A 24,543-nucleotide genomic window follows, 5' to 3' on the forward strand; every position below is an offset into this window, starting at 1 on the left:
GCGGCCCTTGTGGTCCCGTTAGGTACTGTGAGGTCCCGTAGGACCTGCACCAAAAACGGAACCGGCCGCGATCAGTTCAGTGGGTCATGGTCGTTTCCTGCTCGTTCTTCACTGGGTTCATTACTGAAACCAGTGTTCACGTGCCTTCATGATCAACGCCTTCGCGGCGTCCTCTTCCATTCCCGTCATTTCGGTCAGCTCGTCCACGGCCAGCTCGGCGAGCTCGTCGCGGGTGTGAATCTCGTGCTGAGCCAGCTTCGCAAGCAGATCCTGGTCCATGCCGTCGAGGCTCTTCAGATCCAGCACGGCGCTTTCGACTTTCTCCTCGTTCGCGATGGCCTGCGTGAGCAGCGCGTCGCGCGCGCGGTTGCGCAACTCGTGCACGGTGTCTTCGTCGAACGCCTCGATCTCGAGCATTTCGTTGAGCGGCACGTAGGCGATCTCTTCGAGGCTCGTAAAGCCTTCGTCGATCAGGATGTCGGCGACTTCTTCGTCGACGTCAAGACGCGCCATGAACAGATCGCGCAACACGGTGCGCTCCTGATTCTGCTTCTGCGCGCTTTCGTCCGGCGTCATGATATTGATTTGCCAGCCGGTCAGTTCGCTGGCGAGACGCACATTCTGGCCGCTACGGCCAATGGCAACCGCAAGCTCGCCTTCGTCGACGACGACGTCCATCGAGTGCTTTTCCTCGTCGACGACGATCGACTGCACGGCAGCCGGCGCGAGCGCGCCAATCACGAACTGGGCGGGGTCTTCCGACCATAGCACGATGTCGACGTTTTCGCCACCGAGCTCGTTCCTCACCGCCTGCACGCGCGAACCGCGGATGCCGACGCAGGTGCCGATCGGATCGATGCGCTTGTCGTAAGCGACGACGCCGATCTTCGCGCGCACGCCCGGATCGCGCGCAGCCGCCTTGATTTCAAGGAGACCCTGCTCGATTTCCGGCACTTCCATTTCGAAGAGCTTCATCAGGAACTCGGGCGCGGTGCGCGAGAGTTCGATCTGCGGACCGCGTGCCGTGCGGTCGACCTTGCCGATCCAGGCGCGCACGCGGTCGCCCACGCGCAGGTTTTCCTTCGGGATCAGCTGGTCGCGGCGCAGCAGCGCTTCGACACGGCCCGATTCAACGATGAAGTTGCCCTTGTCCATGCGCTTGACCGTGCCGGTCATGATGCTTTCGCCGCGCTCGAGGAAGTCATTGAGAATCTGCTCGCGCTCGGCGTCGCGCACCTTTTGCAGGATGACCTGCTTGGCGGCCTGCGCACCGATACGGCCGAACTCGACCGACGGCACCGGTTGTTCGATGAATTCGTCGATCTGGATGTCGGGATTCTGCTCGCGCGCTTCGAACAGCAGGATTTCCTGATCCGGCTCCTGAAGACCCGCTTCGTCGGGCACGACGCGCCAGCGGCGGTACGTCTCGTGCTCGCCGCTTTCGCGGTCGATGTGCACGCGGATGTCCGCATCTTCGTCGAAGAGTTTCTTGGAGGCGGATGCGAGCGCCGCTTCAAGGGCGGCAAACACCACGTCCTTGTCGACATTCTTCTCGCGTGCCAGCGCGTCCACCAGCATCAACACTTCGCGACTCATTGTTTGCGGCTCCTAAAGTCAACTTTGGGGATAAGGCGAGCTTTGTCGATGTCCGCGAGTGTGAAATCCAGCATCGCGGGACCTGCCTTCCCTTCGAATTCCAGACCGATGGTCTCGCCCTCGGGTGCATGCACGATGCCCCGGTACGATTTCCGTCCGTCCAATGGCTTTTTCAGCGTGATGACCGCCTCGCAGCCTGCGAAGCGTTCGAAGTCCGCCAGTTTCTTCAGCGGACGGTCGAGGCCCGGCGACGAAACTTCGAGTCGCTCGTAGTCGATGTTCTCGACCGTCAGAACGTGCTGCAGCTGACGCGTGACCTTCTCGCAGTCCTCGATCGCGATGCCGGCAGGCTGATCGATGTAGATGGTCAGCATGCCGCGCCCGGTGCGCTCCAGGTCAACCAGCTCGTAACCGAGTCCGGTGACCGTGGTTTCAATCAGTTCCGTCAGTTGCACAATGCCTACTCCAGATATTCGCGCGGCAGGCCTGCAACTTCCAGAAAACCGGTTTCGCGGGCCGCGCGCCAAGTGAGCGCGCGCTCTTGCACATTGCCTGCCCCCCCGGGCGACACACCCTGCGCGACCCGATCCGGGCCCTGCGCTTTTCGGCCTGCTTCCAGTCCGCCAGCAATCCGGCGCCAGTCTGCTTTCAGCGCTTGAGTTTTGCTTGAGGCTCGCTTTAGCCTCGCTTGAAACCCGCGCGAGACTGTATGCAAACTGCAAAACGGCCGGACCAAAAAAAAATGGGCGAAACGCCCATCTTCTTTTATTGCCAAGGTGGTCGCACCTGGGGCGCAAATAAAAGCCGCACGCCCAGCGACCACGAGATTCTAGCCTTTTTTCGACATCAACGCAATCCGACGCGCGCTAAATGCCTGTCGGGAAAGGCTTGATGCGAGTCCGGCGTGCATCTTGCGGCATATCTTGCGAAACGACACGAGCGCCGCATTAGCGATCCCGGATATTCGTGACGGCGCCCGCTGCTTCTGCCGCAGCGGCGCCGTACGCTGCTTAGTGACCGCGCGTGCGATTGCGCGGCGTGCCGCGCTGACCGCCACGGTTGCCACCCGCCGGACGGTTACCGCCGGCGTTGGCGCCAGGGTTGCCCTTGCCGCCCGGAGCGCCGCGGCGATTGCTATTGGGGTTGGCGTTCGCGTTGCCGCCCATGCGCTTGCCCGTGCCAGGCGCGCGATTTCCATCGACATCCCGGCCGCCCGTGCGGTTGCCGCTGCGACCGCCACCAAAGCCTGCGCCCGCGCCCGCGCCGAACCCACCGCCCATGCCGCCAAAACCGCCCGCGCCACCCGCGGCGCCGCGACGTCCGGTGCGCGGCTGCCCCATCGCACCATGGGAACTCAGCACAGGCTCGCGGTTGATGAAACCCATTGAGGTCTGCATCGGATCCGGCTGACGACGCTCTTGCGCATTGCCACCGCGACCGCCCTTCTCCTCGGCCGGGGCCTTAAGGCCAACGGACGCCATGAGCGTACGCACCTGGTTGTCCTCCAGTTCCTCCCAGCGGCCGCGCTTCAGTCCGCGCGGCAGCGCGATCGGGCCGTGACGCGTGCGGATCAGACGGCTCACCATCAGGCCAACCGCCTCGAACATGCGGCGCACTTCACGGTTACGGCCTTCGGCCAGCGCGACGTGATACCAGTGATTCGTGCCCTCGCCGCCGCCGTCGCGGATGCGCAGGAAGTTCGCCGGACCGTCTTCGAGTTCGACGCCCTTCAAGAGCTTCTGGCGATTCCCTTCCGTCAGTTCGCCGACCACGCGCACGGCATACTCACGCTCGACGCTGTAACGCGGATGCATGAAACGGTTGGCGAGGTCGCCCGAAGTGGTCAGCATCAGCAGACCTTCGGTGTTGAAGTCGAGACGGCCGACCGCAAGCCATTTCGCCGTCTTCATCGGAGGCAGTCGGTCAAACACCGACGGACGGCCTTCCGGGTCAGCATGGCTCACGATCTCGCCGGTCGGCTTGTGATAGAGCAGCACGCGCGGCGGCTTGTTCGGCAGTTTGCGCTTGATCGGCTTGCCGTTGATGCGCACCTGGTCGGTCGGCAGAATGCGCTGGCCGATGTGCGCCGGTTCGCCGTTCACCGAAACACGCCCGGCGATGATCAGCTCTTCCATGTCGCGGCGCGAGCCCATGCCCGCGTCTGCGAGAACCTTGTGCAGCTTCGGTGCGTCGTCGTCCGCGCTCAGTTCGCGCTTTGCCTGCTGCACGCGGCCGCGGCGCAGCATCGGCGCACGCACGCCGGCCCCGCCGGTATTGTCGGCGTCGAAGGCAGGCGACGTCACGTACAGGAACAGGTCGTCGGGCGCGCTCCCCGCCGCGGCGGGCGAGGTGTCTGTGCGACCATGGCCCGGTTGCCCCGCCTGTTGACCCTTCCGACCCTTGCCCGTGTGTTTCCCAGCCCCAGCCCCGGCGGCGGCCTGATCGGCCTGCGCGCCCTGGTTGCGACGGCCCGGCTTCTTCGCTGCGCCTTCCTTGCGCGGTGCGCGCGGTTGCGCGGCGACCTCGCCTTCCGGCGGCGTTTCGGTCGTGGACGGAACGCCTTCCGCGGGTACGGCATCCGTGGTCTTGGCCTTCGCGCCCGCACGGCGGCGCGCGATCAGGCTACGCGGCCCCCGGCGCAGGCCGCGGCGCGGACGGTCCTCGCCCTCGCCTTCGCCGCCACCGGACGTCGGCACCTCGGCGGCGTCGCCACCGGTTTCACGGGCACGAGGTTCGTCGGCACGCGCGGAAGCCGCGCGGCGCGGGGATTCGGACGCGTCGGTCGAATCGGTGTCGTGGATATCAGTCAAAACAACCTCAAAATGTCAGGTTGCGCGCCCCATTGCGGGGCGCGTCAAAAATGCTCTTTGCATCAGATGCCGCGTTGGGCGGCTTCGTCGTCCGTCGTCGTGACGGAGTCGTCCCGCGCCGCGTCGCGGCGCCTTCCTGTTCGCTCTCAGCCTTCGCCTTCGGGCGTGGCGACCGGATACGGCCAATACGCCTTCTGGGCGGCGCGCTCGTCCTGCTGGACGCGGGGCGATTCCTCGTGTCCTTCGCGTTGCGGCTCAGCGGCTACAACGCTTTCTGAATCGTCCGGCGCAGCGGGTATCTCGCGCTGATCTTCCTGCGCGCTGTCCACTTGCACGGGATCCGCGACCGGTAACGCTTCGGCCAGTGCGGGCTCCTGCGTCTGCGTTGCAGTCGTCTCGTCGGGCTCGTTCGCGACAGCAGCCTCGGCAACGTCCTCGCGCGCCTCGACGGCATCGGCCACAGCGGCCGGCACGTCACCGCCGGATTCGCCACCGCCAGCCGCGAGTAGTTGCGCCACCTCGCTGTCCGGGAACTCGATGGCATGTTGCGCGAGCAGTTGCTCACCGATCTGCGAGGACGGGTCGCCGAGCGGCGGCAACTCGTCGAGCGACTTCAGACCGAGGTCATCGAGGAACTGCCGTGTCGTCGCGTAAAGCGCCGGGCGGCCCGGCACATCGCGATGTCCGATCACCTCGATCCAGCTCCGGTCCTCGAGTTGCTTCACGACCTGCGTGTTCACCGTCACCCCGCGGATTTCCTCGATATCGCCGCGCGTAACCGGCTGCCGGTACGCGATGATCGCGAGCGTTTCGAGCACCGCACGCGAATAGCGCGGCGGTTTTTCGGGGTGCAGGCGGTCCAGATAGGTCCGCATCTCCGGTTTGCTCTGGAAGCGCCAGCCGGACGCGAGCCCCACCAGCTCGACGCCGCGCCCAGACCACTCTTGCTTCAGATCTTCGAGCAGATGCCGAACCGTGTCGGCCGAAATGTCATCGACGAACAATTTGCGCAGGTCGCCGATCTTCAGCGGCTCTTGCGTGCAGATCAATGCAGTCTCGAGGACGATCTTCGCCTCTTGGGTATTCATGCAGCCAGGTCAGACCTTAAGTCGGGTTCAGGGAACCGGATCAGACAGAGACGATATGGAACTGGAGACGCGCTCGCCCGATTCTGATCGGTCATATTGATGGGAGCACGCACCGGGGGGTCGCAATACAGGCACTAGAGCCTGACCCAGCCGGGGAGCCGCGAAAATCCCGTAGGGAATCGCAAGACTAAGCGCCATATTACGCAAAAACACCGGGTGCGTAAAGACGCTCTCGCGCGTTGGCCCAACGCGCCGCCATGCGGCACACGCTCAGCGCACGCCCCGCGCCTTGAGATAACCCGCGAGACGTTCGACACCTCTATCGAGGCGCGCCGGATCGCACGCGTAACACCACCGCACGAATCCCTCGCCCTCGCGGCCGAATGCGCTGCCCGGCGCGAGCCCAAGGCCGGCGTCGCGCACGAGTGCCTTGCACAGCGAGAGGCTTTCCTGGGCGCCCGGCAGTCTGAAAAACAGGTACATCGCGCCGGGCGGCGCCTTCACATCAACGCCAGGTAACTGCGCGAGCGCCGCCGCCAGGTGGTCGCGCGACGCGCGCAGATCCGCAACGAGCGCACGCGTAAACGGCTCGCCGTGCTCGACCGCCGCGATGCCCGCCTGCTGCACAAAAGACGGCGCGCACGACGTGTTGTACTCGACCAGCTTGCCGAGATCGTCCATCAGCGTGGGTGGCGCGACCATCCAGCCGAGCCGCCATCCCGTCATGAGCCACGCTTTCGAAAACGAATTGACGCAGATCACGCGCTCATCGCGCGACGCGAGGTCGAGGAACGAAGGCGCAGCGCGCTCGACTGCCTCGCCGTAGTAGAGCCGCTCGTAGACTTCGTCCGCGACGATCCAGATACCGTGACGGCGGCAGTGATCGAGCACCGCGCGCTGTTCGTCTCGCGTCATCACCCAGCCGGTCGGATTGTTCGGCGAGTTGATCATCAGCAGTTTCGTACCCGGCGTGAGCGCGGAGAGGAGCCGCTCGAGGTCGAGCGTCCAGCCGCGCTCGCCATACGAGAGCGACACCGTCTCGACCGTCGCGCCGAGTATCTTCGGGATCTCGACCAGATTCGGCCACAGCGGGGTGACCGCGACCGCGCGGTCGCCCGCGCCGGTCACGAGTTGAGCCGCGAGCATCAATGCATTCACGCCCGCGCTCGTCACGGCAATGTTCTCGACCGATGTGGCCCCGTGCAGCCCGCTCACGTATCGGGCGAGCACCTCGCGTAACGGCGCGATGCCGAGATTGTGCGTGTAGAACGTGTCGCCGCGCCCGAGCGCTTCTGCGGCGGCCTCGCGGATAAACGGCGGCGTCACGCGATCGGATTCCCCGAACCAGAACGGCAGCACGTCGGGCACGCCGAAACCCGCGTTCGCGACCTCGCGGATCTGCGACGAGCGCAGTGTCCGCACGGCATGGCGCGCTTGTGGTGAATCGGAGGTTGCAGTCATAGTCGAAGGCAGGACGGGATCGCTCATCGAGGGGGCTTCCTGGGCGTTCGGCGGTTGCAGAAAAACGCAGTGTAGCGCGCGCACGTCACACGTGGAGGCCTCGACCACCGAGCGACGCTGTTACGCCCCGCGCAGTTCCTCCGGACGCCCGCCGATCTGGTGGATCAGCGCCCAGACGGCCTCTGCGGCCGGGGAAAGCGAGCGGTCGCGGCGCCGCACCAGTTCGACCGTACGCTCGGCGCGTGGCACGAGCGGCCGTGCAAGCAGTGACGAGCCGGCGGGCACGGGTAGTGCAAGCCACGGCAGAACGCTGATGCCCACACCCGCCTCGACAAGCCCGAATACGGTCGCCGGGTGCCCGAGTTCCTGGACGACCCGCGCGTGCACGCCTTGCTCGCTCATCACCGTGTCGATCAGCGGCCGGCTGCCCGAAGCGTAGTCGAGCATCACGAGGCGCTCGCCGTCGAGCTCATGCCAGCCCACCTGCTCGCGCCTCGCGAACGCGTGATCGCCCCGCACGACGACGCAGAACGAATCAGTAGTCAGCGTCATGGTTTCGAGATCCTCCGCTGCGAACGGACCGATGATCACACCGAAATCAACCTCACCCGAGCGGACCTTGCGCACGACGTCGCTCTGCACGTCGTCGCGCAATCCGAGCGTGACGTAGGGGTATTGCAGCCCGCATTCGGCGACGACCTGCGGCATCAGGCGACAGGCGACAGTCGGGCTCGCCGCGACCACCACGCGCCCGCGCCGCTGCTCGCCGATCTCGCGAATCTCCTGCAAGGCGTCGTCGAGATCGTTGAGCAAACGCCCGACGCTCGCGATCAGGTTGACACCGACGTCTGTCAGCTGGACTTCGCGGGTCGTCCGGTCGACGAGCTTAACGCCGATTTCCGTCTCGAGTTCGCGCACACACCGGCTCACTGCGGACTGCGTGAGCCCGATTTCGACACCCGCGCGGCTGAAGCTCCGCAGGCGGGCCACCTCGATGAACACCCTCAGTTGCCGCAACGTCACATTCATCGCTTATTCTCATCAATCATGACTTCTCATGCGATTTTATCCCCGCCAGCGTCGATTGCGGCATCTTGATATACCTCAACGAGCATCGTTTCCGCAGCGCAGCAATGCAGCGCAGGCGCACGTCTGACGGGCCTGACTGCACAAAATTGGTGATTGTCCTGATTTCCGCACCCGGTAATTTCTAGTCTCATACGGCCCTGGCAAGCACCTGCGCGGGCTTGATGTCCCGCGGCTTCGAAACGAAAGCGTATGAGTTGGCACGCTTTTCGCATCTGGGCATGTACAGGATCGGCGGACGTTGCGGAGCGTTCAAATCCGGCAACGTACCCAGATCCCGCCTGGCACTCCGTCACCCTGATGGAGTGCTTGAAGAGTGCGCAGCGCGGGGCAGCGCACCAGAGATAGCTCGCTGAGGTGAAACATGATGCTGTTCGACGATTTAAGAGATAACGAATGGGCGCTGGTCGAGGCGTTGTTCTGTGCGGAACCCGCGCGGAGCGAACGGCGCGGACGGCCTCGCGTCGAAGCACGAGCCGTGGTCAACGCAGTGCTTTGGGTACTGTCTACTGGTGAGGGCTGGTCGAAGCTGCCCGGACGTTACCCGTCGCCGCCCACCTGCCGACGCCGTTTCGACGAGTGGCAAACCGACGGCACCCTGGCCGAAATCGTAAAGCGCCTCAGTTCGAACGGTCGCGAAATTTCGCTTCGCGGACGTATCGGCGCAACGGCGACCAAACCGCCGGCACCGCCGAGCCGCGACCGTCTGCGCGGCGCGTTCTGGACCAATCCGGAGTCGTGGCGCGCTCCGGTCAAGATGGCCTGAGCGGATCACCAGGTTCGCTGCTGCCGGGCGTCCACGCGTCCGGCAACGCCGGACTCCCTCCCCGGCGCTCCCCTATGCACGACGCACTCGCGCCTTGGCGCGCGCAGCGTCCGATCGTCCCGTTCACCCCGCTTTCCCTCTGTACACGGGCGGGCGAAACATCTCTTTACCAATATTCACAACCCCGTGTCGCGTAAGACGTTAGGGTAAGACCATGTCTACGAACGTCGACGGCCCGCATTAACGGGAAACTGCCATGAAGTCCATGCCGCTGCTCCCTCCGGGCATCATGGTTTCGCTCGGCGTCCTCGCCCTGATTGCATCGATCGCATCGTCCGGCGCGTCTGCCCAGCCGCCGCGCCCCGGCTCGCCGGGCTGGTCCATGCCCCGCGTCGCAACTTCGCCGCCCAATGGGGCGCCTCGGCAGGGTGGCCAGAATCCAGCTGTACCGCGCGGGGACCTGCGCGGCGACATCACCGATCACGCCCGCCAGCGAGCCTCCCCATCCCGACCAGCATCGCCGGAACAGCGACGTCACTGAGCGCCGGATATCGCCGGACATTCCTCTGGCCGGTTCGCACGACGCATGCAGTTGAACGCCAGATAAAGCGTTTGCCACGCGCCGGCGCACCGAACGAAAAGACCGGGAACCACTGCGCCTGCCTCAGGTCTACCCTAAGCCATTAAGCACAGCGTGGCAGCAGTAATTCCGGTTAGCCCGTATCGTCCGATGCGGGCTTCTTTTTTTCCGGGGGACCCGGGCTGCCGGAGCGAGGCGGCAACCGGGTTTATCGGCAGCCTTACTGAGGGGTTTCCAGCCCGGCTTGCGCCACGCGTTGCAGCGCGTAGTCGGCGACGCGGTGCGCGGACCACTGGAGCGTGCGCTCGTCGCGTGCGAGGCGCGCAAATTCGGCGCGGCCGCGCTCGGTCAGGACGGCGATGTCGACGGGCGCGTGAAAGCCGGGCGCAGGCGCGACGGTGCGCTGTCTCACCGTGTCCATCAAACCCAGATCGCGCAGATATTGAAAGACTTCAGGACGCCGCGCCCAGGGGACCTGCCGGTACTGCACCCGCCGCAATGCTTCGAGTACTGCTTCGTTGGAATACGTATTCATCTCGCTTCTTTCTTAAAATGCAGCCTTCGAACGGTTATGCCCGGCTACGCACAAAGGCGAAGTGAGCAGCCCACCGTAACCGGCTGTCGACGCGCGTCCGCCGCCGGACAAGCACGCGGCAGATCTGCAGATGATCCGGGCCCCCGTGAGAGTGGCAAGCCGCTCCCCGCACCGCCAGCGCGGCGCCACGATCGCGGCGCAAAAGCGCAAGGGTGCCACATCCCGAAAACCATACGTTACCTTATTCAAATTGATTCTATTCGTTTTCTTTGTGGCATTTATTGCAGTGTCCTTGCTGTGGCGCAGCGCCCGCACGGCCATCGCTGTCATCACCGGCGTCCTATTCTGGCTGCTTGCTTCAGGTTGGCTGACAGGCATGCTGCTCGATCTGGCCCAACCCGTGATATATCGCACTCCCTATGACCCTGCGCAGGAGCTGCCGGCACCGTTTGGTTTGCGGACGGGCATCGTCGTGTTGGGAGGCGGCACGCGAACCGGTGACGACGGGGTGCTCGTGCCAAAGCGCGACGTTTACGCGCGCCTCTCGGCCGCCGCTTCCCTCTACCGGCAATGCAAGCTCGCGGGTGGCGTCTGCCGCGTCATCGTGAGCGGCGGCAATCCACAGCGCCATACGGCCACGGAGGCCGACACCTACGCGCCCTATCTCCTGCGCGCTGGCGTTGCGAGCGTCGATCTCGTCCTGGAAAACACGAGCCTCACGACCTGGCAAAACGCGCGCAACGTGATGTACCTCCAGCGCGCACAACCGGACGACATCCTGTTTCTCATCACTTCGGCGTATCACATGCAGCGTGCCCTGCTCGACTTCCAGCGCTTCGGTGCAAATCCCGTGCCGGTGGTGTCAGGCGTGCGTCATGCGCAGACCGGATGGTGGCCCCGCCTTGTCAATCTTTGCGGCGCGCAGATCGCGCTCCACGAGTTGTTCGGCATGGTCCAGTTTCATGCTTACCGCATGATTGGATGGTTCTGACAGCATCGCATCGCGACACCATGAGTAACAAGATGTAACACCGCGCACGCAGACGCGCACTCAGAAATACGCGCCGTCATCTGGAGCGTATATTTGTTCACTAGGATGGCATGGCCATTCCGTCTGGACAGGCAACGGCTGGGTCCTCAAACCGCTCCCACGGAGGTAAAGATGAACAAAGTGTCCCTCGCAATTCTGATTTCGCTTTCCGCGCTGACGGGTGCCGTCCACGCGCAGACGGAAGGCGGCGTTATCATGAGCACCGATCCGCAAAAAGTTGCGCAATTCGAGCAGCACGCGCAGGAAGTGCAGGCGCAGCAGCAGCAAGCGGCTCAAGCGCCAGCGATGCCAATGAAGGACCATACGAAGCACCATCACCAGAAGAAGGCTGCGGAGTGATGCTGCGCGCCGCGTTACATAGCGCGGCGCGGCTCACGCGTGTCGCATCCGGCCCATCTCCACGGGCGACGAGGCCGATGCCGGAGCCACCGGCGTCGGCCTTCTTTTATCGCCCGCGCGCGTCGTGCGCGCCGTCGCCGCCCGAACGGATGCCGCGCCGCGGTATGCTAAAGTCGCGCACCTCGATTTGACCCACCCACTGTGCGCCCCTCGCGCGGAGAACAGAATGAGCAACATTCAGCTCGACATCGAATGGACCGAAGCAGCATCGCGCAAGATCGAAAAATTGATGCCGCGCGACAAAGAGGACGCATTCCTCGCGTTGCCGCCGATCGAATGCCTGCCCATGGAAGGCGACGTGCTGTTCCTCGGGCCGCAAGGCAAGCAGCAGCCGTTCATCGTCGCCGAGCGTCAGTATCATCACGAAGGCGACGCCGACTGGACCATCATCCTGATTCTCGACGTACCCAATTCCGCACATTGATCCCGGCGCGGCCGCCGCGCGGATGCTGAACCGCGCAGGACGGCCAGAACGACGATGCGCCAATGATGCCAGGACCGCCCGGTATGCGCTGTATGCGCCGGGACGCATCGTCGTGTTCCCTGCATGTCCCTCCAACGATTGCAAACGCAACTGCTGTGTCGCCAGCACGCCCGGCTTCGCCCGTGCGATGCACATGCTGTGCGGCTGTGTTTCACCTGCCCTTCCTGAACTAGCGAATTCTGCCGCAAAGCCGTTGCCCCAGCGCAGCGTCACTCGACCACGCGCCGCCGCGCCACCTTCACCTCACCGCGATGCGCCTTGCCGTCGAGGCGTCGCAGCTTCGAGGCGCGGGTGGGCCGGGTCGACACGCGTGCCTTGCGGGTCACACTCACACTGTCGACGAGTTCGTCGAGGCGTGCGAGCGCGGCTGCGCGGTTCTGCTCCTGCGTGCGGTACTCCTGCGATTTGATCACGACTACGCCCTCGCGCGAGATACGCCGGTCGTTCAGGCAGAGCAGCCGCATTTTCACCACCTCGGGCAGCGACGACGCCCGAATGTCAAAACGCAGATGAATCGCGCTCGACACCTTGTTCACGTTCTGCCCACCCGCGCCTTGTGCACGAACGGCGACCAGTTCGACCTCATGTGGGGCGATGGGATGGCGAGTGGTCATGTCGGGCAGTGAATCGGACTGGAGTACAAGGGGGTGGAATGGTGTGCGACGGCGGGCATGCGATGACGCATGCGCGAGTGTCGCACAGGCTCCGACTCGCAGACATGTTTCCGGGCATGCTCGACGCAAGCTTCACCGCGCGTTCCGCGAAGACGCCGTTTGCTCGCCGTTTGCCGATCGGCAGTCCTTCGGCCATACTTTCTCCAACGCCCGAAACACTGACTGGAGCATGCGTCTGATGAAGCTGCGCCCGGCATTCGTCGCCGAACTGGCGGTCAATCTGCTCCTGCCCTGGGTGGCCTACTCTCTCGCGCACCCGCGTTACGGCGAATTCGGTGGGCTCGTCGCTTCGGCCGTACCGCCGCTTGTCTGGAGCATCGTCGAACTCGTGCGCTTCAAGCGCGTCGACGCGCTCTCCTCGATCGTGCTGCTCGGCATCGTGCTCTCGCTCGTCGCGATGGCATTCGGCGGCAGCCCGCGCGTGCTGCTCATGCGCGAGTGTTTTGCGTCGGGCGCCATCGGCGTTACCTTCCTCGTGACGCTCTTCGCGCGCCGACCGCTCGTGTTCTACCTTGCGCGTGCAACCGTCGCGCGCGAGACACCCGAAGGCGTCGCACGCTTCGAGCGGCTCTGGAGTGAGCGCCGCGAGTTCGCGACGGCGATGCGCATGCTCACCGTCGTCTGGGGTATCGGCATGACCTTCGACGGCGCGCTGCGCGCCTGGCTCGCCGCGACCTGGCCGATCGAGCGCTTCCTCATCGTCTCGCCGATCCTCGGCTACAGTGTGTTCGGCGGTCTGCTCGCGTGGACGTTCTGGTATCGCACACGCATGCGGCGCATCCATGGCACCAACGGACTGCTCGGCGACCCAGCCGCCTGACACGGCACGCCGCGCCCGTGCGCGACGCCGTTCATCACGTTGCATGTGGGGGTGATCTGGGCGTGGTTGAAATCAGTTAGACTCACCGTCCGCTCCCGAACTTTCACCGGCAGTCGATGCGCTACTCGGTAGAAATCCGCAAGTTTCTCTACAGCCAGTACTTCTACGGCGGCCTGCGCATCGCGATCGGCATCTCGCTTCCGGCCATCCTGTGCCTGCTCGTCTTCGACAAAAGCGAACTCGGCTTCACCATCTCGACCGGCGCGCTCGGCGCGTGTGTCGTCGACATGCCCGGTCCGCTCAAGTACAAGCGCAACGAAATGCTCGCGTGCAGCGCGATCGGTTTTCTGGCCGCTTACGCCACGGGCCTCGCGACCGTCAATTCCATCGCGCTCTGGGCCACCGTCGTGCCGCTCACGTTCGTGCTGTCGCTCGTCGTGGTCTACGGCAACCGCTGGCCGCAGATCAGTTTCGCGACGCTCTTCATGATGGTGATGACGCTCGAAGAGCACTTCACGCCGCATCAGGCGCTCGTCAACGCGCTGTGGATCCTGCTCGGCGGGCTTTGGTACACGGCCTGGTCCACCCTCGTGAGCCGGCTCATGCTCGATCGCATCGAGCAGCAGGCGCTCGCGGAAAATGTGTTCGCCTGTGCCGACTATCTGCTCGCGCGCGCCCAGTTCTACGACCTCGACAACGATCTCGACGACTGCTATCGCAATCTCGTCGCGAAGCAGATCGCGGCGGTCGAGCGCCAGGACGCCGCGCGCGATATCGTGCTGCGCAATCTGCCGAAGTTCAGGCGCGGCAAGCCTGATCCGCACCGCGCGATGCACTTCAATCTGTTCATCAACACAGTCGATCTGCACGAACTCTTCGTGGGCGCGCACACCGACTACCCGCTCGTGCGCAACACGTTCGGCGGCTCCGATCTGCTGGTGTTTTACCGCGATCTGATCCGCAAGGCCGCCGCCGATCTCGAGGACATCGGCCTCGCTGTGCTGCAGAACCAGGTGCCGCGCGCGAGCGTCAACGTGAAAGCCGAGCTGCGCGCGATCGAGTACGAACTGGAGCTGCTCAAGAAACGCGATCTGCCCTCGACCGATCCCGAGGCGTATTCGGCGATCTCGGCGTCGTTCCGGCGCATCTGGAGCGCAACGCGTCTCATCGATCGCATGCGCCGCAGTCTTGCTAGCGAAGTGCCGACCACGGAAACCGAGCTGCGCATCGACGCGGCGCTGCAGCGTTTCGTCACGAGCCGCAACGTGTCGTACATGCAGATCTTCTCGAATCTCACGATGGCCTCGCCGAGTTTTCGGCACGCGCTGCGCGTGACGATCGCGGTGGCGGTGGGTTTCTGGCTGGGGCGACTCCTGCCGCTCACGAACGCGTACTGGATAGTGATGACGAGCATCATCATCCTGAAGCCCGGCTACTCGCTTACACGCCAGCGCAACGCGCAGCGTATCGTCGGCACGTTGATCGGCTGCGCGGCGAGCGTCGCCATGATTCTGCTCGTCAAAGAGCCGCTCGTGCTGCTCGTCTCGATGTTCGCCGCGATGGTGATGAGCTACAGCCTTCTGCTCTTCAACTACACGGCGAGCGTGGTGTTCACGTCGTCCTATGTGTTGCTGATGTTCCATCTGCTCGCGCCGGGCAACATGCGCATCATCGGCGAACGCGCGATCGACACCGTGGTGGGCTGCATGATCGCGATCGCTGCGAGCCGTCTGTTCCCGTACTGGGAGTACCGGTTGATGGGCAAGCTCGTGCACGACATGATCGCCTCCATGCGCCAGTATCTTGACGCGAGCTGGTGGGGGATCGGTACACGCGGGGCGTCGCTAGCCGGGGCCGACGCGCTCCCGGGCGCAAATGCAACGGCCGGCGTCGACGCCACCACACACACGAACAGTCCCGCCACAGCGAGCGGGGAGGCAGCCATCTCCTCTGGCGTGACGCGCGGCCTCACCGCCGCTGCGCCGGGCGCAAAAGCGGGCACGCAGGGAAGCACATCGGCGAATGCAGTCGAGAGCGACTACCGCTACCGCCTCGCCCGCAAGAACGTCCACGTCGCGTTTGCGAATCTCGGTCAGGCCTTCCAGCGAATGATGCTCGAGCCGAAGTCGGCTCAAAAATTCGTCGCAGAACTGAACGACTTGCTGGTCCGCAGCCACGTGCTGGCATCGCAGATCACGGCAGCGGCTCCGCTCCTGCGCAGCGCGGCGAAGCCCCGACGCGCCGTGCCACTCGACGCGCTGGAACGCGCGCTCTCATGCGTGAGCGAGAACCTCGGCGCGGCCGAAGCCGGCACGCCCGCCCCCGCCGACCAGCTCGACGCGACGCGTCGGCTCACACGCGATCTCGATGCCATGGTGGTCAGCGCCGAGCGCACGCTCGGGGCGTACGGAGAATTGACGCAGGAATTGAAACTGCTTTCGCATCAGTGCAAGCAGATGATCGCGGCGTCGTGGATCATACGCAAAGATGCGAGCGTGATCCGGCTTCCGGAATGACGCGCCGCGTGGCCGCACGAATGGCCGCCACGCTACTGCGCGGCGCCGCTCGCGTGTGAAACGGCTTCGCTCGCGGCCTCACTGGCGGGCTGCGGCTGGGTGGCTTCTTCGTATTCGCGCTTGTCGCGAACTGCATTGAAGAGCACGGTTCCGATCACCAGAAGCACCACCACCACGATGAAAACACCTACGCCAAAGACGGGGTTCTTCTTGTGCGGATCGTTCATGGCTTACCGGAGCGATAAAGGGCGAGCGGGCATTCTACGCCGCGGCGCCTTGCAGACAGCTTGCGGCGCAGGTGCTGCGCGCCGCCGGCTTATTCCATTCGCGTGGCCCGCACCGGCAGCGCCGTCGAGTATTTGAGCTGCTCCATCGCGAAGCTCGAACTCACGTCGGAAAGCGGCACGGCACGAATCAGTTGCTTGTAGACGCGGTCGTAGTCGTCGATGTCCGCCACCACGACGCGCAACAGATAGTCCGTCTCGCCGCTCATGCGGTACGCCTCGACGATCTCCGGGATGTCCTGCACCGCGCGCGTGAAGGTCTGCGCCCACGCCTCAGTGTGCTGGTTCGTGCGCACCGCGACGAACACGGTCGTCCCCACGCCTAGCTTCTTCGGATCGCACAGCGCCACCTGCGCGCGGATCACGCCCGTCTCTTTGAGACGCTGCACGCGCTTCCAGCAGGGCGTCTGCGAGAGGTTCACCCGCTGGGCCAGTTCGGCGACCGGCATCGTGGCGTCTTGCTGCAACAGCTCGATGAGCTTTCTGTCGATGACATCCATTTCTGCTCTTCCCCAGTTGTAGTAATTTTTTCTATTCAGAGACGGTACAGCGAAATTATATGGAAACTCTTTCTCGACGCAAGCGGGTATAAACAGGTTTATCCGGACCATCCGTGCGAGATCGACGATGAACTCCCCTGCCGAACCTGCTTTCCTGCGCGCCGCGTACGCCATCGAGGACCATGCAGCGGCAGTGGCCGGCCTGCACGCAGCGCTCGATGCCGCCTTCGACGCTTGCACAACGCCCGCCGATCCGTCGCAGTGCCCCGCTTTTGCGCGCGGCATGCGCGGCGCGCTCGCCGTCGCACTCGCCGAGCCGGCGATCATCCTGGCCGGACAACGCGAAGGCAGCAGCGAACGATATCGCCGCCACGTTATCGCCGCCGACCCCGCGGGCCGCTACACGGTCGCGGCGCTCGTCTGGCAGCCGGGCCAGGCAAGTCCGATTCACGCGCACCACACCTGGTGCGGCTTCACGGTGCTCGAAGGCACGTTGACCGAAACGCTCTACTCGTGGGAAGCAACGCGCGGCGGCGCGAATGCCGTGCGCGACCATCTGCGTGCGCCAGGCACGGTGTCGTTCGTCGGAAGTGGGTGTAGAAGCGGAAGCGGTCACGGCGGCATTCACAGGCTGTCGAACGACAGTCATGCCAAAGCGGTCTCGCTACATGTCTATGGCGTGGACGCCGAGCGCATCGCGACGCACGTGAACGACGTACTGCCACTCGCTACACCAGCGCCGTGCGCGGTTCGGGAAGTCAACGGCGACGCGCGTGCGCACGACGTTTCGCCACGCATCGCACGCGCCTAGCCGCGGCTAACCACGCACGATTAACCGCGCACGACTAACCGCGGCTTCCCGAGCCGCCCGCAGTCGGAATCTGCGGCGGCGAGCCGTCGGGACCGGAGGTCGTCGGGGGAGCGGGCCGCGGCTCGTGCGAAGCGTCGCGCGGCACGCCGGCCCTCGCCGCCTTTCGCGGCAGCGCCAGATCGTCGTCGAGCGGCGCGGCTGGCTCACCGGGCGACGACATGTGAACCTGCATCTGCGGCACGGGTATCTCGATCCCGGCTTCGTCCATGCGTCGCTTGAGGCGCGCGTTGAACGCGCGCGCGACGCTCCATTGCTGCAGCGGCCGCGTCTTGATCTGGCCTTTGACCACCATCCAGTTCGGATCGAAGCGATCGAGGCCCCACACTTCGACAGGCCCGAGAATTTCGCGCCGATAACGAAAATCCGCGACCAGTTCCGCACCCACGTCGCGGATCATCCGCGTAACCGTATCGAGTTCTACTGAAAACGGCACGCGCACCTCGAACACCGCGAACGCAAAGTCGCGCGACAGGTTCTTCACGATCTTGATCTGCGAGAACGGGATGGCGTGGATCGCACCCTGGCCGTCGCGCAGACGCACGGTGCGGATCGAAAGATGCTCGACGGTGCCAGCGTGGCCGTTGTCGAGGTCGATCCAGTCGCCGACCGATATGGTCTCCTCAATGATGATGAACAGACCTGTGATGAGGTCGCTCACGAGCGACTGTGCACCGAAGCCGATCGCAAGGCCGATGACGCCCGCGCCCGCGAGCAATGGCGTCACGTTGATGCCGAGTTTGGCCGCCGTGACAATCCCGGCAATCGCGACGATCGTCACAAGCAGCGCATTGCGTGCGAGCGGCAGCATGGTGCGCGCACGCGTGCTGGGCGCACGGACTTTGCCACGCGGGCTGCTCGGATTGAGCGCTTCGAGCATCGCAGTGTCGAGGATGATCCACACGAGCCACGCGAGAAACAGCGTCGCACCGATTGCGAAAATCGCGTGCGCGATGCCGCGCGCGGCCACGTTCGCCTCGATGATGCGCGCAATCGAGATGTCCCACAGGCGCGCGCACGACTCAAAATAGGCGAGCCAGATAAAGACCGTGAGGAGCGTACCCGCGAAGCGCAGGAGCCGCCACAGATACGGCGAGCGCCGCCGCACGCGCTTGGGATCGGGCCGCGTGATGCGACGCACGATCGCCGAAAGGAAGAACGCAAGCACGAGCAAAAGCGCCATGACGATCGAGTTCTGCAGCACGTTCGAACCGCCATTGACGCCGCCTATCGTCGCAACGATCGAGGCGACCGCGAGGACCAGCATCGGTACATGCCAGAGCGAGGCGAGCACGTCGAAGATTTCGGTGAGTGCCTTGTGGTCGTGGCGCAGCACGTAGCTGCGATTGCGGATCAGTTGCGCGACGGGCCGCCTGAACGCGACGGCGAAGGTGGCAGTCATCACGGCGGCGCACATGTTTGCGAATGTGGACACGAGCGCGGCCAGATTCGTGCCGATCTGAAATGCGATTTCGTAGTTGGTCGCCGCATCGCCTAGCGCGCTGAGTACGCCGATCGCGAAGAGCGGCCGACGCCCGCGCGCGATCAGGATGCGCACGGCGGCACGCCGGTGCCCCGAGCCAAACAGCGAAAACATGGTGAGGCAGATCGCCGAGAACACCGCGCCCGCGACGATTGCATACGCAATCACAAGTCCTATCGTGCGGCCGACAGCGTCGGGCAGCGCGCGCTCGACGATGAGCACCACGAAGAACGCGACGATAAACGGACCGACACGATGCAGCGCGAAAACGACAAGTTCGAGCGTGGTCGGATTGGGCTGCAAATCGGTTGCGACCGAGAAACGCCGCAGCAGGCGGTGCACGAGCCAGAGCAGCGCGGCAGCGGTTATGCCCCAACCTGCCAGCATCTCGCCCACGTCGAGCATCAGTTGGCCTGTATTCGCTTCGCCCTCGCCCACGGCGAGCGTGACGAGTTCGTTGCCGGCCGCGGAAAAACGCCCTGTCCAGTAACGCAGCGGGTTGCGGCCCTGCCGCGCGTCGGCTTCGACTGACGTGATTCCCGACGCGATCGCGCCGAGCAACCCGGACGCCCCGGCGACGCCGGAAGCCGGTGCCGGCGCGGCGTTGCTCGAAGTTTCGCGCAGCTTCTTCAACTGGGTCACGAGCGCGTTGCGCTGGCGATCGTTCTCGAGCGTGGTGATCACGCTGTCGAGCGAGTGAGCGAATTCGGCCGCGCTGGCAGGACTCGGCGCGGACGCAGCTTCGGCCGCCGATGCGTCCGAAGCCGCAGCAGGCTTGCCCGTGATAACGCTCTTCAGTGTCGGCAACAGGGGCGCAGGTGCAACCTCGGCGACGGCGGGTCTCGTACACGCCATCGCACATGCCAACGCGACCGCTAGCCACGCAAACACGACCGGCGCACGGCGCAGGCGCCTCAGCGCCGCGCACGCGGTTCGCAAGCCGGGAGTCGAACCCCTGGCGGGCGGCACAGCATGCCGCCAACGCGCGCGCGTATCGTCCCGTCCGGAGCGTGAAGTCATGGTGAAAGGGGCGAAGTCGGATTGCACCAGTCTAGCCGCACTACGCTGAACCGCGTGGCGCGCGTGCGTAACAGAATGTCAGCGTCCACTCGCGTAGCCTCCGTCGCAGCAGTCAGCGGCCTGGGCGACCCGGTGACTAAACCGGTCGACTCCAGTTCGTCGACGAACTCGACCAGGTCGGTTTGTGCCTGGATGCGGCCCGAACATCTTGCATCGGCGATCGGTCCATCCGCGCCAATTCGGTGCTGGCTGTATAAGCAAGTTACATATTCAAGGACCGAGCGCCCGCCTGCTGCATCCGCCACGTACGCGCAGCGCGACAGCATACGCAAAGTTGGCATCTGCACTCGCGGCGGACCCGCACCGAAAACGCGGCCGTTGCGATCACGCCCAATCTGAGCCTCGAGCGCCGCACTTCGAATTGGCTAGTCGCCAGCGTCCGAGGCCGGAGCCGGTACCGCATTGACGGCAGGGGCCGGAGCCGACGCCGCCGCGCCGCTCGCCCACTGCTGCAGCGAACGTCCGGCCACTTCTAACCCCGCGCCGGTGGCCGCCGCAGCGTGGCCGAGCATGGCCTGTCCAGCGCTCGCCGCGTCGCGCAACTGGCCCCGTGCGGAAGAGGCGAGTTCCGCCGTCGAAGCACTCGCGCCCGCCGTCTGCGACGAAGCGGCATCGATCTGCCGGTTCACGAAACTCGCCGCCTGATCGAGCCGCTGGGCGGCCTGTTGTGCGGCCTGCTGAACCGCCTGCTGCGCGGCCGCGGCGGATTGGCCTGCACTGCTGCCGGGCGCCGATGCATCCTGCTTGCTGCATGCGGCGAGCACCGCGCAGGCCAGAACGGGCACGGCGGCCCGGCGTATCGAGGCGTGCAAAGACATGGTCGTCCTCAAAGATCAGTCCCGTGAAGCGGCTTGGCGAGGTGAAAACGAGACAATGATACGCCGCCGCGCCATACCGTCTGCGCTGAAACGAGCGAGAAGCCCGCGCGCTCGAACACGGGCCGCGCGAGCGCACTGGCATCGGTACCCAGTACGCTCGCACCCTGTTCGCGCGCCAGGCTCTCGAGCCGTGTCAGCAACGCCGTCGCAAGCCCGCGCCGCGTCCACCCGGGCGCGACGTAGAGCATCTCGACGTGATCGACCGGCCAGAGCTGCCCGAATGCGACGGGGACGCCATCGCGAACCGCGACGAGCGTCGTGCCGCGCACGAGGCTCGCGCCGAACGACGCGACGTCATCGGCCGACGACGCCCACGCCGCACGCTGCGCGGCATCGTAGTGCGCGGCAGTGAGCGCCGTCACCGATGCGCGGAAGAGCGAGGCAAGTGCTGCCGCATCGCGTTCCGGCACATACGTGCGCAATTCGATGGATGGCGACGGAGAGTCCCGAACAATAGCGTCAGACATGGTGAGGTAGACTGCGTGAGCATCCGATGCGTTCCACTAACCAACCCAGGAGTCAGACGATGGCAGTCAAGAAGATTCTCTTCCTCACCGGCGACTTCGCCGAGGACTATGAAACGATGGTGCCGTTCCAGGCGCTGCAGGCCGTCGGCCACCGCGTCGACGCCGTGTGCCCCGGCAAGAAGGCTGGCGAGCGCATCAAAACCGCCATTCACGACTTCGAGGGCGACCAGACCTACACCGAAAAGCCGGGCCACCAGTTCGCGCTCAACGCCACTTTCGACGAAATCGACCCGGCCAGCTACGACGCGCTCGCCATCGCCGGCGGCCGTGCACCCGAATACCTGCGACTCAATCCGAAGGTGATCGATGTCGTGCACCACTTTGCCCGCGCGAACAAGCCGATCGCGGCCATCTGCCATGCAGCGCAATTGCTCGCGGCGGCTGAAGTGATCCGCGGCAAGCGCATCTCGGCATATCCGGCCTGTGCGCCGGAAGTGCGCCTCGCGGGCGGCGAATACGCCGAGATTCCGATCGACAGCGCCATCACCGACGCCCCTTTCGTCACGGCCCCGGCCTGGCCCGCGCATCCCGAATGGCTGCGCCAGTTCCTGGTACTGCTCGGTACCCGCATCGAACCCTGATTCGTGTAGAGCGGCGAAGCTAATCGAGCGCAAGAAATCGCACCGTCGCTCAACCATTTGGGATCGGTCCTATATCGTCCGGGATAACCGCTGCCTAAAGTACGCGCATGCTTTAGGGATGGTGGTAATGGAACTGACGGACTGGATCGTTGTACTCGCGATCGCCTTGATGGCGATCGCTTTTTATTGCTCACGCTCGAACCGAAACTTCGCGCTGGTCGATCTGGTCGATCGCGCACGGCACCGCCGGGGCACACGGCTTCTCGTGCAAGGCGCAATCGCCCTCTGGAGTGCGCTGCTCACGCTCGATTACAGCCTGTTCTCGCCAGATTCCATGCCGTTCGGCCTGAAGCTCAGCGCACAAGCCGTGCTGGGTCTCGCGCTGCTGCTCTTCGTGGCGGGCGGGAACTGGTCGATGCGCGGCCTGCGCCTGCTCCGGCCACGGCCCCTCTTCAGCGCCTGCTAGAGCTCTTCCGGCGTGCCGCCTGCGCGCCTTCGCGCAGCAGCTAAAACAGTCGGAGGCATCGGCCCGTCGTCGCCGGTTGTCTTGTCATCCGCCGCGTCACCCGACTCACCGGTGTCCCCGGCCGACGCCTGCTCCGTGTCGCCGCTTGTGGCCCATCCTGCAGCGACGGCATGCTCGGCCTCACCCGGCGCGGGCGGCACGACCGCCAGTGCGTCCGGCAGCGACACATAGAACGTCGTGCCCGCACCCTCGGTCGATTCCACCCACACGCGCCCGCCATGGCGCTCGACCACGCGCCGCACGAGCGCAAGTCCGATGCCCTCACCCGGCGCGATATTGCCGTGCATGCGCTGAAACGCCTGAAAAAGCCGCGGCAGGGCGATTTCGGGAATACCTAGCCCGTTGTCGCGGACGTAGAAAATCTGCAGCGATTCGACGCCAGGCGGTGCGGACGCCGTGCCGATTTCGACTTGCCCATCGCGGGCGGGGTCCAGGTAGTTGAGCGCATTGCCGATCAGGTTCCCGAAAACCTGTTCGAGCGCCGTCGGATCGCCCCAGACATCGGGCAACGGACGCACACGCACCTGCGCGCCGCGCGAGCGGATCGAGCCGTGCATCGCATCGACGACGCGCTGCACCAGTTCCCCCACGTTGACGCGCTGCCGCCGGTACTCGACGCGCCCCACGCGCGCGAGGCGCAGGAGCGCGTCGATGATGTGCGACGCGCGCAGCACGGCGGTCTGCAAATACCGCAGCGCTTCGCCGATTTCCTCGTTGATGAGGTGCTCGACGCGCTCGCGCGCCTGCGGCGCGAGCGACGAGCGCGCGACCAGTTTGCGAAGGTCGTCGAAGGCATGGTGCAGCTCACGCGAAAAGCCCTGGAGATTGACGAGCGGCGCCCGCAGATCATGCGACACGCTGTGGATGAACATCTCGTTTTCCTGCGTCTGCTGCCACAGCGTTTCATTGATGCGCGCGAGCTGGTCCGCACGGCGCGCAAGGTCCGCCTGGAAGCCGATGCGCATACGCTCGGCTTCGATCAGACGCTGGCTGATCTGATGTAGCGTGAGGTCGAGTTGTGCGATTTCATCGTTGCCGCCCGTGAACGGCGCGAGCGGCTCGTTGCCCGCGATACGGCTCGCATTATCGGAGAGCGCGTTGAGCCGGCCGCGCACGCCGCGCGTGAAGAGCCACACCGACAACGCGACCAGCACGATCGACCCCAACACGGCCGCCATCACGAGCGTCTGCTGGCGGGCACGCGCGGCTTCGGCCACCGTCACGCGCATGACATCGAGCCGCCGCTCCTCCGACTGGAACGACGTAATCTGCGCACGCACGTGGTCGAGGACGTCGGTGTCCGCGAGCAGGCGAAAGCGCTCGGTCAGTTCGTGGCGCCGCTTCGCGTGCAACAGGTCCTGCATCCGGTCCGACCACTGCCGGTAGTTCTCCACGGCCTGGCGGATCTGCACCGCGCGCTCCACCTGGCCGGGATTATCCGAGACGAGTTCGACGAGACGGTCGATGCGCTGATCGACGTCCATCCACATGGACTCCGGTGTCCTGAACTGGATGTCGCCGGCCACCACGGCCCCGCGCAGCCTCACCGACTCGATCAGGACCGGCTCGAGCACGCGCCCCGCCTGCGCGAGCACGTCCTGGCTGTGCTGACTGGCGCGATCCGCCGCTTGTGCATCGGCGTCGGCCTTCACGATGCCCGATAACAGCGTCAGTTCGAAAACGGCGGGAATCGCGATCAGCAGAAACCCTTTCGTCGTTAGTCGCATGCAATGAGCGGGTTCGGGGATCCCGGAAGGCGTAGTGACCAGGTCCGGCCATTATGTCGGCGTTTGCGCCCCATGTGGGTTCTGCGTGAGGGGGACGGGACCCGCTGCAGTCGCCTGCGCCCTCGGCATTTTTTCGATTTCCCGACATCGCATGATTTGAGAAAGGTAAATCGAAACAATCGCCCCGCTCTGGCGCATGACCTCACCATGTTCGCGCGTCGGC

The 24,543-nt window shown here is 64.9% G+C and carries 23 protein-coding genes and 1 pseudogene; 9 read left to right on the top strand and 15 right to left on the bottom strand.

Translation table 11 applies throughout. The features are described 5' to 3' along the window. Positions 1-120 precede the first annotated feature (120 nt). The 7 genes from nusA to D1Y85_RS09170 form a co-directional block, all read right to left on the bottom strand. Positions 121-1,596, bottom strand: a complete 1,476-nt coding sequence (gene nusA / locus D1Y85_RS09145; protein WP_124150724.1) for a transcription termination factor NusA — start codon at positions 1,594-1,596, stop codon at positions 121-123. Next, a complete protein-coding gene (gene rimP, locus D1Y85_RS09150; RefSeq protein ID WP_028216619.1) occupies positions 1,593-2,051 on the bottom strand; it encodes a ribosome maturation factor RimP in 459 nt (152 codons plus the stop codon). The genes nusA and rimP overlap by 4 nt, the downstream gene beginning before the upstream one ends. Before the next feature lie 5 nt (positions 2,052-2,056). Further along, positions 2,057-2,371, bottom strand: coding sequence for a hypothetical protein (locus tag D1Y85_RS26870; protein WP_148089144.1), 315 nt, complete (start codon positions 2,369-2,371; stop codon positions 2,057-2,059). 235 nt (positions 2,372-2,606) lie between these two features. Beyond that, complete coding sequence (gene rluB, locus D1Y85_RS09155; RefSeq protein WP_124150725.1) at positions 2,607-4,406, bottom strand: 23S rRNA pseudouridine(2605) synthase RluB; 1,800 nt, start codon at positions 4,404-4,406, stop codon at positions 2,607-2,609. 146 nt (positions 4,407-4,552) lie between these two features. Then, complete coding sequence (gene scpB / locus D1Y85_RS09160) at positions 4,553-5,494, bottom strand: SMC-Scp complex subunit ScpB (protein WP_246024830.1); 942 nt, start codon at positions 5,492-5,494, stop codon at positions 4,553-4,555. A gap of 270 nt (positions 5,495-5,764) precedes the next feature. Beyond that, positions 5,765-6,982 (bottom strand): pyridoxal phosphate-dependent aminotransferase, encoded by a 1,218-nt coding sequence (locus D1Y85_RS09165; RefSeq protein ID WP_425466908.1) that lies wholly within the window; start codon positions 6,980-6,982, stop codon positions 5,765-5,767. A gap of 93 nt (positions 6,983-7,075) precedes the next feature. Further along, positions 7,076-7,984, bottom strand: a complete 909-nt coding sequence (locus tag D1Y85_RS09170) for a LysR family transcriptional regulator (RefSeq protein WP_124150726.1) — start codon at positions 7,982-7,984, stop codon at positions 7,076-7,078. 424 nt (positions 7,985-8,408) lie between these two features. Here D1Y85_RS09170 and D1Y85_RS09175 point away from each other — a divergent pair. Then, positions 8,409-8,804: pseudogene (locus tag D1Y85_RS09175) on the top strand (transposase); the annotation flags it as partial. Positions 8,805-9,607: 803 nt separating this feature from the next. Here D1Y85_RS09175 and D1Y85_RS09180 read toward each other — a convergent pair. Beyond that, on the bottom strand, positions 9,608-9,922 hold the full coding sequence (locus tag D1Y85_RS09180) for a hypothetical protein (protein WP_124150728.1): 315 nt from the start codon (positions 9,920-9,922) through the stop codon (positions 9,608-9,610). A 292-nt stretch (positions 9,923-10,214) separates the two neighbouring features. On the opposite strand from D1Y85_RS09180, the gene D1Y85_RS09185 reads away from it, so the two are divergent. The 3 genes from D1Y85_RS09185 (at position 10,215) to D1Y85_RS09195 (ending at position 11,796) form a co-directional block, all read left to right on the top strand. After that, the gene (locus tag D1Y85_RS09185) at positions 10,215-10,913 is read left to right on the top strand and encodes a YdcF family protein (protein WP_246024838.1); all 699 of its coding nucleotides are present in this window, start codon (positions 10,215-10,217) and stop codon (positions 10,911-10,913) included. 171 nt (positions 10,914-11,084) lie between these two features. After that, positions 11,085-11,312 carry a hypothetical protein gene (locus tag D1Y85_RS09190; protein ID WP_124150730.1) on the top strand — a complete coding sequence of 76 codons (228 nt, stop codon included), beginning with the start codon at positions 11,085-11,087 and terminating at the stop codon, positions 11,310-11,312. A gap of 226 nt (positions 11,313-11,538) precedes the next feature. Continuing rightward, positions 11,539-11,796: a DNA-binding protein gene (locus tag D1Y85_RS09195; RefSeq protein ID WP_124150731.1), complete on the top strand. Its 258-nt coding sequence runs from the start codon at positions 11,539-11,541 to the stop codon at positions 11,794-11,796. A 269-nt stretch (positions 11,797-12,065) separates the two neighbouring features. Here the strand turns inward: D1Y85_RS09195 and arfB are convergent, their stop codons facing one another. After that, complete coding sequence (gene arfB / locus D1Y85_RS09200) at positions 12,066-12,470, bottom strand: alternative ribosome rescue aminoacyl-tRNA hydrolase ArfB (RefSeq protein ID WP_124150732.1); 405 nt, start codon at positions 12,468-12,470, stop codon at positions 12,066-12,068. 238 nt (positions 12,471-12,708) lie between these two features. Here arfB and D1Y85_RS09205 point away from each other — a divergent pair, with 238 nt between their 5' ends. Then, complete coding sequence (locus D1Y85_RS09205) at positions 12,709-13,350, top strand: VC0807 family protein (protein ID WP_124150794.1); 642 nt, start codon at positions 12,709-12,711, stop codon at positions 13,348-13,350. A gap of 116 nt (positions 13,351-13,466) precedes the next feature. Next, positions 13,467-15,866, top strand: a complete 2,400-nt coding sequence (locus D1Y85_RS09210; protein WP_124150733.1) for an FUSC family protein — start codon at positions 13,467-13,469, stop codon at positions 15,864-15,866. 32 nt (positions 15,867-15,898) lie between these two features. Here D1Y85_RS09210 and D1Y85_RS09215 read toward each other — a convergent pair whose 3' ends face one another. Beyond that, positions 15,899-16,093: a hypothetical protein gene (locus D1Y85_RS09215; RefSeq protein ID WP_124150734.1), complete on the bottom strand. Its 195-nt coding sequence runs from the start codon at positions 16,091-16,093 to the stop codon at positions 15,899-15,901. An 89-nt stretch (positions 16,094-16,182) separates the two neighbouring features. Further along, on the bottom strand, positions 16,183-16,650 hold the full coding sequence (locus D1Y85_RS09220; RefSeq protein WP_124150735.1) for an Lrp/AsnC family transcriptional regulator: 468 nt from the start codon (positions 16,648-16,650) through the stop codon (positions 16,183-16,185). A 127-nt stretch (positions 16,651-16,777) separates the two neighbouring features. Here D1Y85_RS09220 and D1Y85_RS09225 point away from each other — a divergent pair, with 127 nt between their 5' ends. Beyond that, complete coding sequence (locus tag D1Y85_RS09225) at positions 16,778-17,461, top strand: cysteine dioxygenase family protein (protein ID WP_124150736.1); 684 nt, start codon at positions 16,778-16,780, stop codon at positions 17,459-17,461. Between the two features lie 34 nt (positions 17,462-17,495). Here D1Y85_RS09225 and D1Y85_RS09230 read toward each other — a convergent pair whose 3' ends face one another. The 3 genes from D1Y85_RS09230 to D1Y85_RS09240 form a co-directional block, all read right to left on the bottom strand. Further along, positions 17,496-19,856, bottom strand: a complete 2,361-nt coding sequence (locus D1Y85_RS09230; protein ID WP_246024831.1) for a mechanosensitive ion channel domain-containing protein — start codon at positions 19,854-19,856, stop codon at positions 17,496-17,498. Positions 19,857-20,446: 590 nt separating this feature from the next. After that, positions 20,447-20,899: a BCAL1086 family glycoprotein gene (locus D1Y85_RS09235; protein ID WP_246024832.1), complete on the bottom strand. Its 453-nt coding sequence runs from the start codon at positions 20,897-20,899 to the stop codon at positions 20,447-20,449. Positions 20,900-20,907: 8 nt separating this feature from the next. Beyond that, a complete protein-coding gene (locus D1Y85_RS09240; protein WP_124150738.1) occupies positions 20,908-21,426 on the bottom strand; it encodes a GNAT family N-acetyltransferase in 519 nt (172 codons plus the stop codon). A gap of 59 nt (positions 21,427-21,485) precedes the next feature. Here D1Y85_RS09240 and D1Y85_RS09245 point away from each other — a divergent pair, with 59 nt between their 5' ends. Then, entirely contained in the window at positions 21,486-22,067 is a 582-nt protein-coding gene (locus tag D1Y85_RS09245; protein WP_124150739.1) for a DJ-1/PfpI family protein, read from the top strand. Positions 22,068-22,194: 127 nt separating this feature from the next. Next, the gene (locus tag D1Y85_RS09250; RefSeq protein ID WP_124150740.1) at positions 22,195-22,533 is read left to right on the top strand and encodes a hypothetical protein; all 339 of its coding nucleotides are present in this window, start codon (positions 22,195-22,197) and stop codon (positions 22,531-22,533) included. Here D1Y85_RS09250 and D1Y85_RS09255 read toward each other — a convergent pair. After that, positions 22,530-24,320 carry a sensor histidine kinase gene (locus D1Y85_RS09255; protein ID WP_124150741.1) on the bottom strand — a complete coding sequence of 597 codons (1,791 nt, stop codon included), beginning with the start codon at positions 24,318-24,320 and terminating at the stop codon, positions 22,530-22,532. The two genes, D1Y85_RS09250 and D1Y85_RS09255, sit on opposite strands and share 4 nt — an antisense overlap. Positions 24,321-24,543: the final 223 nt, after the last annotated feature.

It is taken from the genome of Paraburkholderia dinghuensis (genome assembly GCF_003837865.1).
GTDB classification, from domain to species: Bacteria; Pseudomonadota; Gammaproteobacteria; order Burkholderiales; family Burkholderiaceae; genus Paraburkholderia; species Paraburkholderia dinghuensis.